The organism is Phaeodactylibacter xiamenensis, from assembly GCF_000759025.1.
GTDB lineage: Bacteria > Bacteroidota > Bacteroidia > Chitinophagales > Saprospiraceae > Phaeodactylibacter > Phaeodactylibacter xiamenensis.
This window is the reverse complement of sequence record NZ_JPOS01000090.1, coordinates 101,241-115,915: the sequence shown is the minus strand read 5'-3', so window position 1 is coordinate 115,915 and position 14,675 is coordinate 101,241. Positions and strand designations below refer to the sequence as shown.

The 14,675-nt window shown below is 50.5% G+C and carries 8 protein-coding genes and 1 tRNA gene; 7 read left to right on the top strand and 2 right to left on the bottom strand.

Going from position 1 to position 14,675, the window contains the following annotated elements; genetic code table 11:
- Window positions 1–4: 4 nt before the first annotated feature.
- Both IX84_RS26515 and IX84_RS26510 read left to right on the top strand, forming a co-directional pair.
- A complete protein-coding gene (locus tag IX84_RS26515) occupies window positions 5–1,498 on the top strand; it encodes an aminotransferase class V-fold PLP-dependent enzyme (RefSeq protein WP_044228326.1) in 1,494 nt (497 codons plus the stop codon).
- 1 nt (window position 1,499) lies between these two features.
- A complete protein-coding gene (locus tag IX84_RS26510; protein ID WP_044228323.1) occupies window positions 1,500–2,642 on the top strand; it encodes a cysteine desulfurase family protein in 1,143 nt (380 codons plus the stop codon).
- 63 nt (window positions 2,643–2,705) lie between these two features.
- Here IX84_RS26510 and IX84_RS26505 read toward each other — a convergent pair whose 3' ends face one another.
- Entirely contained in the window at window positions 2,706–3,254 is a 549-nt protein-coding gene (locus tag IX84_RS26505; RefSeq protein ID WP_152605260.1) for an SPOR domain-containing protein, read from the bottom strand.
- Window positions 3,255–3,402: 148 nt separating this feature from the next.
- On the opposite strand from IX84_RS26505, the gene IX84_RS26500 reads away from it, so the two are divergent.
- The 4 genes from IX84_RS26500 (at window position 3,403) to IX84_RS26485 (ending at window position 7,956) form a co-directional block, all read left to right on the top strand.
- Window positions 3,403–4,647, top strand: coding sequence for a transposase (locus IX84_RS26500; RefSeq protein ID WP_052515835.1), 1,245 nt, complete (start codon window positions 3,403–3,405; stop codon window positions 4,645–4,647).
- A gap of 68 nt (window positions 4,648–4,715) precedes the next feature.
- Window positions 4,716–4,790 (top strand) — tRNA-Val (locus tag IX84_RS26495).
- A gap of 57 nt (window positions 4,791–4,847) precedes the next feature.
- Window positions 4,848–5,069 carry a DUF2905 domain-containing protein gene (locus IX84_RS26490; RefSeq protein WP_044228317.1) on the top strand — a complete coding sequence of 74 codons (222 nt, stop codon included), beginning with the start codon at window positions 4,848–4,850 and terminating at the stop codon, window positions 5,067–5,069.
- Window positions 5,070–5,388: 319 nt separating this feature from the next.
- Window positions 5,389–7,956 carry an adenosylcobalamin-dependent ribonucleoside-diphosphate reductase gene (locus IX84_RS26485; RefSeq protein ID WP_044228314.1) on the top strand — a complete coding sequence of 856 codons (2,568 nt, stop codon included), beginning with the start codon at window positions 5,389–5,391 and terminating at the stop codon, window positions 7,954–7,956.
- Window positions 7,957–8,209: 253 nt separating this feature from the next.
- On the opposite strand, the gene IX84_RS26480 is transcribed toward IX84_RS26485, so the two are convergent.
- Entirely contained in the window at window positions 8,210–11,275 is a 3,066-nt protein-coding gene (locus IX84_RS26480) for a response regulator (RefSeq protein ID WP_052516432.1), read from the bottom strand.
- 186 nt (window positions 11,276–11,461) lie between these two features.
- Between IX84_RS26480 and IX84_RS31595 the strand changes: the two genes are divergently transcribed.
- Window positions 11,462–14,671 carry a M4 family metallopeptidase gene (locus IX84_RS31595; RefSeq protein WP_081968967.1) on the top strand — a complete coding sequence of 1,070 codons (3,210 nt, stop codon included), beginning with the start codon at window positions 11,462–11,464 and terminating at the stop codon, window positions 14,669–14,671.
- Window positions 14,672–14,675: the final 4 nt, after the last annotated feature.

The following is a 14,675-nucleotide window of genomic DNA, read 5'->3' as shown; positions in this document are numbered from 1 at the left end:
AGTTATGGAAGCCCTAACCACTACCTCTTTAGAAACTTACTTCGCGCCGTACCGCAAAAATGTCATCGGGCAGGACTTTGTCTTCGATACCCCCGATGGCCCCAGGCGTATCCTCTATGCAGACTGGACGGCAAGCGGCCGCCTGTACAAGCCCATCGAAGAATGGCTGATGCAGGAAATTGGGCCGTTCGTAGCCAATACGCATACGGAAACCTCCGTCACAGGGACTTCCATGACGATGGCTTACCATAAAGCCAAGGAGATCATCAAGGCGCATGTGGGGGCCAGGCCAAAGGACGTGCTGATTTCCTCCAACTCTGGTATGACCGGAGTGGTCAATAAGTTTCAGCGTATCCTCGGGCTGAAGGTGCATGAGAAGTTCCGCGACCGGGTAGAGGTGCCGGAGGAAGAACGGGCGATCATCTTTTGTACTCACATGGAGCACCATTCCAATCAGACCTCATGGCTGGAGACGCTGGCGGACGTAGAGGTCATCAGGCCTACGCCGGAAGGTTTGGTGGACCTGGAGCACCTGAAAACGCTGCTGCAGCAGTACCAAAACCGGAAGACAAAGATCGCGGCCATCACATCCTGTTCCAATGTGACAGGGCTGAAGACGCCTTACCACGAGATTGCCGGGCTGATGCACGAACAGGGTGGGCTGTGTTTTGTGGATTTTGCCTGTTCTGCACCTTATATTGATATCAATATGCGGCCGGCGGAGCCAATGCAGCACCTCGATGCCATCTACTTCTCTCCCCATAAATTCCTGGGCGGGCCCGGCTCAACGGGTATCCTGGTCTTTGATCCCAAGCTGTACACCAACCGGGTGCCCGACAACCCCGGCGGCGGCACGGTAGACTGGACCAACCCCTGGGGCGGGCATAAGTATATCGACGAAATTGAAGCGCGGGAAGACGGCGGCACACCGCCTTTTCTGCAAACCATCAAGGTCGCCTATTGCGTCCGGCTCAAAGAGGAAATGGGCGTGGATAACATCCTTGCCCGGGAGCATGAGCTGCTCGACCGGGTTTGGAAACGCCTGGATCAACTACCCAACCTACATATCCTCGCGCCTCACCTGCGAGACCGCCTCGGCGTGGTCTCCTTTTATATTGACGGGCTGCACTATAACCTGGGCGTCAAGCTGCTCAATGATAAATTTGGGGTACAAACCCGGGGTGGTTGCTCCTGTGCCGGCACCTACGGGCACTACCTCCTCAATGTGGATCAGCAGTATTCCAAGTCTATCACCGATGAAATCAGTCAGGGTGTGCTGACCCACAAACCCGGTTGGATACGGATGTCCATTCACCCGGTCATGACCGATGCGGAGATGGATGCCATTCTTGATGCCATTGAGGCGGTGCATAATCATCATGAGGAGTGGGCGAAGGACTATGCGTACAACCCCACGACAAACGAGTATCAGCATAAAGACTTTACAGGCGATGAAACCGAACGGGTCGCTCGCTGGTTTAGTGCAAAAATGGCATAACATGGACCGTATTTATTTTGACAACGCTGCGACCACTCCGCTACTCCCGGAGGTCATACAGGCAATGACCGAAGCGATGGGGACTTACTATGGCAATCCTTCCTCCATCCACAACGAAGGGCGTACAGCCCGGTCGGTGATTGAGCAGGCCCGGCGGACGATTGCGGAGCAGCTGGGCGCTTCGATTGGTGAAATCTTCTTCACCTCCGGCGGCTCAGAGTCGAATAATATGGCTTTGAAATGTGCGGTTAGGGACCTTGGCGTTACCCGTATCATCAGCAGTCCACTAGAGCACCACTGCGTGCTCCATTCTATTGATGCGCTGCAGCGGGAGCACCAAATAGAGCGCGTTGAGGTGAATACCGATCAGGCGGGCCGGATAGATATGGCACACCTTAAAGCACTTTTGTCTGATAGTGATCAGAAGACCCTGGTTTCCCTCATGTACGCCAATAACGAAATTGGCACCCTGATTGATATGGAAGGCATAGCTGCCTTATGCCAGGAGCATGGTGCGCTCTTTCATTCTGATACCGTACAGGCGATCGGCTATTACCCGATCAATGTATCCAAAACGCCAATAGCTTTTTTGACCGGGGCGGCTCACAAGTTCCATGGCCCGAAAGGCGCAGGCTTTGTATACATCAATGGCGATAATACTGTGAAGCCTTTCATTGACGGGGGGGCACAGGAACGCAACATGCGGGGGGGCACCGAAAATATCTATGGTATTTTGGGCATGGCAAAAGCCCTGCAGCTGGCCTACGCGGAATTGCCGGAGCGCCGTGCCAAAATAACCGAACTGCGCGATTATCTGCGCGAACAGCTGGAAGCCAATTTCGATGACCTGGAGTTTAATGGGGATGCCCAAAACGGTCATTACAAGCTACTGAGCGTTAGTTTTCCACCCTCGCCTAAAGCGGAGCTGTTGTTGCTTAGCCTTGATATTGCCGGCATTAGTGTTTCCGGGGGCAGTGCGTGCAGCTCAGGAGCCGATGCGGGCTCTCATGTGGTCAGTGCCCTGCACGGAGATTCGCCCCGTAAGACCATGCGGTTCAGCTTTTCTCACCTGAATACCAGGGCTGAAGTGGATCAGGTCGTGGCAAAGCTCAAGGAAATCCTGCCGGTTGGGGTAGCTGGCTAAAAGTGCAACAGGCCATCCGGAGTGGTCCGGACAGCCTGTTTAAGTGCATGATTTCTGTTGGGTTTAGTTGCCGATAACCTGCTCGATAGGTACCCGTACACCATCTTCATAGGAGGCGATCCAGGCATCCTTGATGCCAAGGTTTTGGATTTGAGATTGCAGCTGCTTGGCTTTCTGGTAATCCCGGAAGCGCCCAAGGACGATTTTCTGGAGACCATCCATAGTCTTGACGCCCAAACCATCCTCGTTGGTCTGTAAATCAGAGTCGATCTTTGGGTCCTGATAAGCACCAATCTGCACGCGGAACCACGTGCCGTAGTCATCGGAGGTAGCCTGCAGTTCGCGGGTAACGGATTCCAGGGCAGCCTGTGCTTCTGCGAGTTCGTTACGCATATTTCCGTACTCCTGCTGCATTTCGGCCATTTTTTCCTGATAGCTGTTGGCTTCCCGGCTCATATCTTCGGCCTTGGCAGCGTAGTGTTGTGATTTTTCGCGGCAGTTGTCCAGTTCCTGCTGTGCGGTTTCGTACTTCTGTGCCAGCTCAGCCGATGACTTGCAGGAGAAAGTAAAAAAGCCAAGGCTAAGAGCAAAAAGAGACAGTTTAATCTTCATATTAATTTTCATTGATGTTTGGCCCACTAAACTAGGCAAGATTTTTCGATTTTCCCACGGGTAAATTTTTAGGGTAAATCTTGCATCAATAGTTCGGTAATTTTTTGAAGCATTTGGATAAAACGAAAGGAAGCATCATTTTAGTGATATGCGACTATCTACTAATGATGCTTCCAGCAAGAGCCAGGCTCTTGTGGAAACGATACTAAGCAAAATTGATGGCTTAAACAAGCCGAGACGAAATTTTATCATTTCGATCATTGTACTGTATTTATCTCTACGAGGTCGATACACGTTCAAAGGCATGGAGCGATATGGCACTTACTGTGAAAAGACCTACCGACTCCAATTTGAAAAGTCATTCGATTTTCTCCAATTCAATATTGAGTTAAGTAAAGAACATTTAGGTGCTCACCGGATTATCGCCTTTGACCCAAGTTATCTTCCCAAAAGTGGGAAGCACACCCCACAGCTTGACAAATTCTGGAGTGGTTGTTTGGGTAAATCCGTCAAAGGCCTTGAAATAGGTGGTTTGGGCGTAGTCGGCATAGATGATCATACGGCTATGCCATTGGAAGCTATCCAGACGCCTGGTCAAAAAGAACTCAAAGAAAAAGGACAATCCCTGGTAGATCACTATGCCCAGTTGATCATCGAAAGGAAAGAGCAGCTTCGCCAGGTATCTAAGTATGTGGTCGTAGATGGCTATTTCTCAAAGATTTCCTTTATCGGCCCGGTTTGCAAGCAGACCGATCTAGAAGTTGTTTCTAAATTTCGTAAAGACGCTGATTTGAAATATCTCTACGCCGGTCCCAGAGAAAAAGGGCGTGGCCGGCCCAAGAAGTATAACGGTAAAATCAAGCTGAAGAAAATTGACAAAGACCAATTCCAACTGCTCCACGAAGATCAGGAGGTGAAAATATGGGGATTGATCTGTTGGGCAGTCCGTTTGAAAAGAAAGGTCAATTTAGCCTATGTTGAGTTCCTTGACGAAGGTCAGCCTACAGGCCGGTATGCCGTATACTTTTCAACGGATCTGGAACTGGATGGCCAGTTGATCTACGCTTATTATAAGGCTCGTTACCAGATTGAGTTCTTATTCAGAGATGCCAAGCAATACACTGGTTTGACTCACTGTCAATCCAGAGATGAAAAGAAGATGCATTTCCATTTCAACACCTCCTTGACGGCGGTTGGAGTAGCCAAGGCCGCCCACTACCTGGACCAGGATGTAGAACTAAGAAATGGATTTTCTTTAGCTAACGTAAAGACCTCGTATTTCAATGAACTGATACTGGATTTATTTTTATCCAACTTCGAAATCGACCCAGAACTGGAAAAAAATAAATCTGCCTTGCAAAGGCTATTGAATTTCGGCAAGATTGCCGCTTAAAAAATTACCGAACTATTGTTGCATATTAGCGGGGAGGTTATTTATCTTTGCCAACCAATTCAAAATTAGGGCATTTAGCTCAGTTGGTTTAGAGCGCTGCCTTGACAGGGCAGAGGTCACTGGTTCGAATCCAGTAATGCCCACTGCACGGGGTCCGGTTTTGCCGGACCCTGTTTTATTAAGCTCCTTCACGCTTCCTTATGCCTTCAACCGGGAAATTAATTATCTACTTTGGTCTTTTCATCGTTTTGGCAGGCGTAATTGTTTACTTCTTTGGCGACAAACTGAGTTGGCTGGGCCGCTTACCCGGCGATATTCGGGTGGAAGGGGAAAATGGTTGGTTCTATTTTCCCGTCACAACGATGATCCTGATCAGCGTTTTGCTTTCTCTGCTCATCCGTTTGATACAGCGGGGTTTGTAGATCAACAGGTTAAGTTATCAACATTTTGTGGAAAACTACTACCACTTCTTGCACGCATTTTTAAAATAAGACCCTTACATTTATCGTAGATAAAAGAGCTTCCCAACTTCAAGCAAGAATAACCACCCTAAATGAGAGAGGGCCTGAGCCCTGTGTGTCGCCTGATGTCAGGCTTACGCTTGGGTACGGTCTGGGTTTCCGCCTTAAAATGGCCAAAACGGTCACCAATTTAAATAATCATTGCTAACACAATTCCAGGCGAATTAAGCCTGTGGATTGCCAAAATAGTATTACCAAAACCAGCCAAACAGATATTAAAATGGAGACGCCAGCAGTTACGACCCCAAAAGTTAAGTCTTACACTAAGAAGTACACCTTCGAAGAAGCTCTGAAGGCTTCAGTGGAGTACTTCAATGGCGATGACCTCGCCGCCAATGTATGGGTAAATAAATACGCCCTGAAAGATTCCTACGGTAATATTTACGAGCGCACACCAGATGATATGCACCGCCGTATCGCTGCTGAAATAGCCCGTGTTGAGACCCGTTACCCCGAGCCCCTTAGTGAGGAAGAAGTCTACGCTGTTTTAAAGGATTTCAAGTACATCGTTCCACAGGGTAGCCCAATGGCTGGCATTGGCAACCCATTCCAGATTTCCTCTTTGTCCAATTGCTTCGTTATTGGCAGCGGCGCAGATTCCTACGGCGGTATTGCCAAGGCGGATGAAGAGCAGGTGCAGCTGATGAAGCGCCGGGGCGGTGTGGGGCAGGATCTTTCCCACCTGCGCCCTAAAGGCTCGCCGGTTATGAACAGTGCCCTTTCTTCCACAGGTATTGTGCCATTCATGGAGCGCTACTCCAACTCCACCCGCGAGGTGGCGCAGGACGGCCGCCGGGGGGCATTGATGCTGACAGTTTCCAGCCGCCATCCGGATGCAGAAGGCTTTATTGATGCCAAGCTGGAGCAGGGCAAAGTGACCGGGGCTAATGTTTCGGTCCGGATCGACGATGCCTTTATGAAAGCAGCTATCGAAGGCAAGCCTTATCAACAGCAGTACCCGGTGGATTCGCCAAACCCGGATTTCAGGAAAGACGTTGACGCTCAGAAGCTCTGGAAGAAAATCATTCAGAACGCCTGGAAGTCGGCTGAGCCCGGAGTCCTTTTCTGGGATACGATTATTCGGGAGTCGGTGCCGGACTGCTATGCCGATCTGGGCTACCGTACCATATCAACAAACCCTTGCGGGGAAATTCCCCTTTGCCCCTACGATAGCTGCCGCCTGTTGGCTATCAACCTGTACAGTTACGTGGAAAACCCTTTCACGCCTGAGGCTAAGTTCGATTTTGAAAAATTCGGGCAGCACGTACAGATGGCTCAGCGGATCATGGATGATATCATTGATCTGGAAATTGAAAAAATTGACCGGATTCTGGAGAAAATAGAGAAGGACCCGGAAGCAGAAGACATCAAAGCGACCGAATACGAGCTGTGGAAAAAGATCCGCAAAACCTGTGTGCAGGGCCGTCGTACCGGCGTAGGCATCACCGCAGAAGGCGATATGCTGGCTTCGCTGGGTCTACGCTATGGCAGTGATGAAGCGATCAGCTTCTCCGTTGACGTTCACCGTACGCTGGCCGTCAATGCTTACCGCTCCTCTGCAATTATGGCAAAAGAGCGGGGCGCATTCCCTGTTTTCGATGCGGAACGCGAATCTGACAATCCTTTCATCAATCGTTTGCGCGAAGCAGATCCTGCGCTCTATGAAGAGATGCTGGCCCACGGCCGCCGCAATATTGCTTTGCTGACCATCGCACCAACGGGCACGACCAGCCTGATGACGCAAACGGCGAGCGGCATTGAACCGGCCTTCCTGATCACGTACAAGCGCCGCCGCAAGGTCAATCCGAACGATAAGGAAGCCAACGTAACCTTTATCGATGAAGTAGGCGACCACTGGGAAGAATATAATGTTTTCCACCATAAATTCCTGGTTTGGCTGGAAGCTAATGGCTACGATGTGGAGAAGGTCCGCCGGATGCCTTCGGAAGAACTGGACCCGATCATCGAGCAGTCCCCTTACCATTTGGCTACAGCCAACGATGTGGACTGGGTGCAAAAGGTGAAAATGCAGGGGGCAATTCAGAAGTGGGTAGACCATTCGATTAGCGTAACGGTCAATATACCGGAAGAAACTTCTGTGGAAATGGTGCAGAAAATCTACGAAACAGCATGGAAAGAAGGGTGCAAGGGCTGCACCATCTACCGTGACGGCTCCCGCTCTGGCGTGTTGGTATCCGATAAGGAAAAGAAAACAGGTGCCGCTAATGAGTTTCAGGAAACTATGCCGCCTAAGCGCCCTGAGGTCCTCGAAGCAGCTGTGGTCCGGTTCAAGAACAATGCCGAGGATTGGATTGCGGTAATTGGATTGTATGCCAACCGCCCTTACGAGATCTTTACCGGCAAGTCGGAGGATATTTTCATTATTCCAGGCTACGTGACAAAAGGTTGGGTGATGAAAAATACAGATGATGAGGGCCACAACCGCTACGATCTGCAGTTTGAAGACAAGCAGGGCTACCGGGTGACGATAGAGGGGCTGTCCCGCTCCTTTGACAAAGAATACTGGAACTACGCCAAGCTGATTTCCGGAGTGCTTCGTCATGGCATGCCTATCCCGTATGTGGTGGATTTGGTTGAAGGGCTCAATGTTGAGGAAGACTACATCAATACCTGGAAAAATGGCGTGGTGCGTGCGCTAAAGCAGTTCGTACCCGATGGCACCAAAGCTGCTGAAAGTGCCTGCCCTAGTTGCAATGATGCCGACGGGCTGATTTACAAGGAAGGCTGTCTCATCTGCAAGAGCTGCGGATACTCTGAATGTGGCTAAATCAGGTGAGGTATTAAAAGCGTATGGTTTATAGCACCTTATGCTGGCCTTGATATACCATTCCTGGTTAATGAAATAAATCTGCAGGCACTATCTGATAACTTCGGATAGTGCCTCTTTTTTTCAGCTGCTGAAAAGTACGTACATGAGTCAGAGGGCAGATGGGGGGGAGGGGCAGCTCAGTACGGGCACACGCTCATCGTCACGAAAGATAAGCCCGTGTTGTTCACTGCCATTAATGCACTCTCCTGGCTTAGGCCGGTTTACTGGCCATCTCCTCCAGTACTTCCACTTCATTTGCGATGCGGTTAGAAAGCATTTGCGCTGTTCCTGTCTCGTAGGGAGAAAGGTCCTCCAGGTCAATGGCGTATTTTGCCAACCGGTCGAAGGAAGCGGTCAGCCCCGTACCCTTAATTTTGTGGGCGTGCCTTTTGACCTCTTGCTCAGGAGCTTGGTTTTGGATAGCCAATTGAAGCGCTTCTGCGTCTTTCCGGAGTTCGCCGGACCGTACAATGCTCCAAATTTCCTCAATGACTTCCTCTAAAATGGCTTCATTCCCACCAAATCGTTCCAATAGAGTACTTCGGTTGAAAACCGGCGTTGAAGATTTTGGTGTTGTAGCCGAAGCAGCTTCACCCGGTTCTTCGGCATCTCTTCCTTGTTGTGTTTCCAGCCATTTTTCCAGCATTTGCTGAAGCTGACTGGCGGTTATCGGTTTGCTCAGGTAGTCATCCATACCTGCCTTCAGGCAACGTTCCCGTTCTCCTTTGATAGTGCCGGCAGTCAGCGCGATAATCGGGGTGCGGCCATTTCGTTCGGATTCCCGTATAGCCTGCGTTGCCTGATAACCGTTGAGTATAGGCATTTGGACATCCATCAGTACAAGGTCGGGCTGAACCTCATGGAATTTATCAATAGCAGATTTACCATTACCCGCCGTATGGATTGTTACCTGATCGAGGATATTGTTGATGAGTTCACGAGCCAGGATGACGTTGACGTGGTTGTCATCAACGATCAGTATGGTAAGTGATTGGCTCTTTACCGTTACAGGAGGTGCCGGAGCACTCGCGATGACTGCCGGCATCGCCTCTTCCTGCCGGTTGACTAGCGATAAGGCATCAAACAGGCATCGAATAGTAATTGGCTTATTGATTTGCTGCAAGACCTTATGTTTTTTGCAGGCTTTGTTGATTAAGCGGTCATCTGAAGCACTATGCAACAGAATGATTTTAAGGTCATCGGCTGTAAGCTCCAGTTCTTCCCTGATTCTCCTTATGACCTCAATGCCATCCATGTAGGGCATATGGTAATCGGTGATCAGGACGTCAATGCTACTATCCTGCTTCAGTTTTTCAAGCGCAGCGATCCCATTTGATGCCGAGGAAGTATAAACCTGTTGCAGGTGCAGCATTTCCCTGAGAATATGGAGGTTGTTGGGGTTGTCATCAACAATAAGCACATGTTCGATATCTGAAAGCCCATCCCATTGATTGCAGTCTCCTTCTTCAGTTTGTAAGTAAACCACAAAGGAAAAGGTACTCCCCAGGTTCAATCGGCTTTGGATTTCAAGCTGAGACCCCATCAGGTGCAGGAGTTTGTTGGAGATCGTGAGCCCGAGCCCTGTGCCCCCATACTTACGGGTGGTGGAGTTGTCTTCCTGAGTAAAAGCTTCCAGGATTTTATCTTTTCGTTCTTCGGCGATGCCAATACCAGTGTCACGGACTACAAACCGAAGCCCCTGATAACCATTTTCATCTTTGCCCGGCAGGGCAGAAATACCGATTTCTATTTCGCCCTCTTCCGTGAACTTGACAGCATTCCCAACCAGATTGACCAGGATTTGCCGGATGCGTACCGGGTCTACCCATGCATAGCGGGGCAGGTTGGGAGAGAGGTTGAGCAGCAGTTCGATACCCTTCTCATTGACTTTATACTTGACGATATCGCCCACCTGACTGACCAGCTCCCAGAGGTCGGTTCGTTCGTAGGAAAGCTCCAGCTTGCCTGCTTCGATTTTTGAGAAATCCAGGATGTCGTTGATCAGGTCCAGCAGAATGTTGCCCGACTGATGGATGAGGCTCATATACTGCTGTTGGGTTTCGTTGAGCCTGGTCTTCAGCAGCAGGTCTGTGAAGCCGATAACGCTGTTGAGTGGCGTACGGATTTCATGGCTCATATTCGCCAGAAAAGAAGACTTGGCGATATTAGCAGCCTCGGCCCGTTCCTTAGAGGCTTTGAGCTCTTCCTCATACTGAATGCGCTGCGTGACATCCTGCCGGATAGACAGGTATTTTTCGATCTGTCCGTCTTTTCCCTTAATCGGCGTGATGGTGGAGTCCACCCAGTAAAATGATCCATCTTTGGCTTTGTTCCTGACAATACCCCGCCAGATTTCGCCCTGATCAATGGTATCCCACATGTCTTTCCAAAAAGCTTTATTGTGGTAGCCCGAGTTAATCATCCGGTGGTCATTGCCTAGCAGTTCTGCTTCTGAATAACCGGAAATTTCTGAAAATTTGGAGTTGACCTCAATGATTTTGCCGTTTTTGTCCGTTGCGGACACCAACGCATTCAAATTCAGAGCAGAGTTGATAGACTTCATGGCATTGACCTGGACAACCAGTTCGCTCTGTGCTTTAGCCAGTTCTTCATTGCTGTTCCGGAGGTGGTCATTCAGGCTTCTTAATTTTTTAGTGTACGAAGCAATTTGTCCCAACAGCGGGTACATGATAAAGGTGGCGATGAACCCCACCAGGCACAAGCTCAGAACCAGCAGCGTACGGTTGAGCACAATCAGCCGGTCATTCTGAGCACTGCTGTTGTATTCGTAGCGGTTGACAATTTGCTCCATCCCTGATAAAAAAGTCTGTTGGTCCTCAAAGAGCATCTTCAATCTGGAAGGCTCCTTCTCTCCCTCAAAACCAATAGCATAGGCATTGCTGATCAGGCGCATTCGGGCATCCTCTATACCGTTGTTAATGGCAAGGGTCAGGGAATCATTCAGCGGATTGTGGAAATTGTTGCCTGGGCTGGCATCAAACAGGTAAAGGTGGGCATCGGTAAAGCGGGAAATACTCTCTCTTAAATTCTGCCGGATGATCTCCTGGTCTTCCTGGGGGATTTCATAGAAGAAACGAAGGGATTGAAGCGCAATTTTCTGAGAATGCGTCCTTTGCCGCCCGGCCAGATTGATGAGAGCAGCGCTGTCCTTGTTCTGTTTGAGGGCATTTTGGAGGGACAGGAAATAGAAAATGAACATGGCCCCAATAAAGGAGACAGAGACAAAGAAGGTTAAGCGGTACTTCCTGGAATCCATTGTGCATATTCGTTTGGGGGAGTAGGGAAACTCCTTTAGAGCCGTAAAATAGGCTTTTTTTGCAGAAGAGTAAAGCCCCGACTTAAAAGAAGCGCTTGATTTTTTCCGGAAAATTGACAAAAGTCAGGGTTTAATGTTGCAACTTTAGGTTGTCTCTGAATCATTTCTGTGATTGTAAACTATAGTATGAAAAAGCAACTATTATTCCTTTTAAGTGTAGCCGTAGTTATGGGATTGGGGTTCCGGCAGCTGCCTTCCGGCCCGGCTCTGGCAGATAACCCGTTCGTACCGGTTGAAGGCCACCAAAACTGGCTGCGGGTCAGGCCTGGTTTTTCACTTGGAGCAGAAGAGGCCTTGCGGCATTTTCAAAACATGCAAAACTGGCCACAGGGTGCGGTTTGGCAAAAGATGAAAATCCGTGAAGAAGGGGAGAGAAGCCACCATCTTTACCAGTTGTTCTACCAGGGCTTTCCCGTTCAGAGCAGTCAGTTGTACGTGCACACGAGGCAGGGCCAGGCTACTCTGATTAATGGTCAATGGCCTAAAGATTGGCCTTCCGTTCAGGGGGTGCCGGTTTTGTCGCCGGAAGAAGCATTGGATCAGGCGCTGTCGGTTGTCCCGGCTGAAGTGTACGCCTGGGAAAACGAAGGGCTGGAGGGAATGCTTAGAAAGGTGCGCCGCGATCCCAACGCTACCTACCTGCCAAAGCCTGAACTGGTATGGGCGGGCACACGTGCGAGTGCCCGTAGCGGATTAACATTGGCTTACCGGATGACCATAAACGCTCAGCGACCGCTGCAACGGGAGCTGGTTTTTATCAATGCCAAAGACGGTACGGTACTCAACCGCATCAACCTATTGCATACCCATAATACACCGGGCACAGCCGAAACCAAATACAGCGGGCAGCGCACCATTATGACCGACTCTATGGACAATGGGCAGTTCCGGTTGGTGGAAACCACCCGCGGGCATGGTATTGAAACCTACAACATGCTGCGCGGTGATGATGCTGAACAAGCCGAAGATTTTCTGGACGATGATAACTTCTGGGATAATTTTAACGCCAATCAGGATGAAGTAGCAACCGACGCGCACTGGGCCGCCGCTGCCACCTTTGACTACTTTGCCGAGCACTTCGGTTATATCGGGGTGGATGGCGATAGCATGGCGCTGATCAGCTACGTGCATTACGAGCGGGATGTGATTAATGCCTTTTGGAATGGCGACTGGGCACTTTTTGGCGATGGCAATGGCACAAGCTTCACTTCTCTGGCCACTACCGATGTGGTTGCCCATGAATTCATGCACGGCATTACCCAAAGCAACGCCAACCTGATTTATCAGGACGAGAGCGGTGCACTGAACGAGTCTTACAGTGACATTTTTGGCACCGTCATCGAATTCTATGCCTCCCCGGAGCTGGCAGACTGGACCATTGCGGAGGATGCGGATCAGCAAGGCAACGGCTTCCGGAATATGCAGGACACCAAAGAAGATGGCCATCCCGATACCTACCTGGGGCAGCACTGGTTTACCAGCTCGGGCGATAACGGCGGGGTGCACACCAACAGCGGCGTGCAAAACCACTGGTTTTACCTCCTGACCGAGGGCGGCAACGGAGTCAATGACCGTTTAGATACCTTCAATGTGGCTGGTCTGGGCATGGATACAGCAGCCCTGATTGCTTTCCACAACCTACGGTACTACCTCACAGAGTCTTCCAACCATTATGATGCCCGCCTTGGGGCCATTCAGTCGGCGGAGGACCTGTTTGGGCCTTGCTCAGACCCTGTGGTTCAGGTTACCAATGCCTGGTATGCTGTAGGAGTGGGCACGCCTTTTGCCGATTCGGACCTGCAGCCGCTGTCCATATCCAATCTTGACTCCCTGTCCTGTGGCTTGCTGGAAGAAACTTTCTTAACCGTCGAACTGGCCTACACCAGCTGCTTCACGGATGCGGGCGTAGGAACGGCAATTCCACTGGCCTTTCAGGTCAACGATGGCGCTGTTTTAGAGGATACTTTGGTCCTGGAAGAAGCTTTGGTGCATCAGGACATCCTGAGTTTTACGTTTAGTATGCCAGCCGCCGCACTTGCCGAGCCGGCAACGCATGAAATTAAGGTATGGGCCGCCTATGGGCCAGACAATATTGCCGCGAATGATACGCTCACTGTTGTGATCGAGAATATCCTGGCTCAGAACTCCGACCTCAGTGTGGAGTCCGTCCGCCACCCGGTTTCCGCCTGCTTTATGGGAGCAGAGACTGTCGAAGTGGAGGTGCGGTTTAATGGCTGCGATTCTATAGCGGCGGGCACGCCCATCACCTTGCATTATCAGCTGAATGATGGGGCCGTCGTTGCTGAAGAAGGCATGGTACCGGTGACGACTTATCGGGGAGAAAGCTTTTTCTACACCTTCCAGACTCCGGTTGATATTCCCATACAGAATGCTAATACGATTGATGCCTGGGTGGCTTACCCTTCTGACTTTCTCAATCAGAACGACACGCTTGCATTAGCGCCGGCCTCCAATCCGGTCCCGGTGGTCGACTACGGCGTACTCACCTTTGAAGCAGGAGCAGCATCACAGGATTCTTTCTTTGTCGATGCGGGCCCTTATGTTCAGATCAGCTTCTCAGAAAGTGCCGCCTTCACAGGTGGGTTCGGACTGCTGATAACCGGTACAAACAGTTTTGAAGCCTATCAGCAGGGGGCCTACACCCTGCCAATAGGCAGCAACGTTTGGAAAGTGAATCCTGATTATGGGGCACGGGTCTGCTTCTGTGCGGATCTGACTAATGTGGAGGACCCGCTGCTACAATTTGACTTGCAGCAAAGCTGGTCGCCGGTATTCCTGGCGAATGGGGTGCAGGGGAGTACCCCATTCGCTTCCGCGCTCCGGGTGCTGGTGAATGGCGATTCGGCTTCTCTCACGCTCAAGCCGGAGACCATAGTACCTGGCCCCTTTGAGACACGGCAGGTAAGCCTCTTACCCTACGCTGGCCAAAAGGTAGAGGTTTGTTTTGAGACCCGTACCGGGATAAGCCAGGAAGCCGACCCTTTTAACCGTGGCGATAAAATCCATCTGGACAATATCATAATTGGGGAGGCGCTGGTGAATACATCAGCTCCTGTTAGCCTTGGAAATCAACTCAAGGTTTATCCCAACCCAGGAAGGGAGGCGGTCACGCTTGAAGTAGCTGTAGCGACGGCCGGGCTGGCAGCCATTAGCGTAACGGCTCTTACCGGACAGGAAGTGCTGCGGCAGGAAGTGGTGTTGAGCCCTGGTACCCAACTACTGAACCTGAATACGGAAAGCTGGGCAGCCGGTGTTTATCAGGTAGTGCTGAATGGTGAAAGCTACCGTATCGTCCAAAAGTGGGTAAAGCTCTAATCCC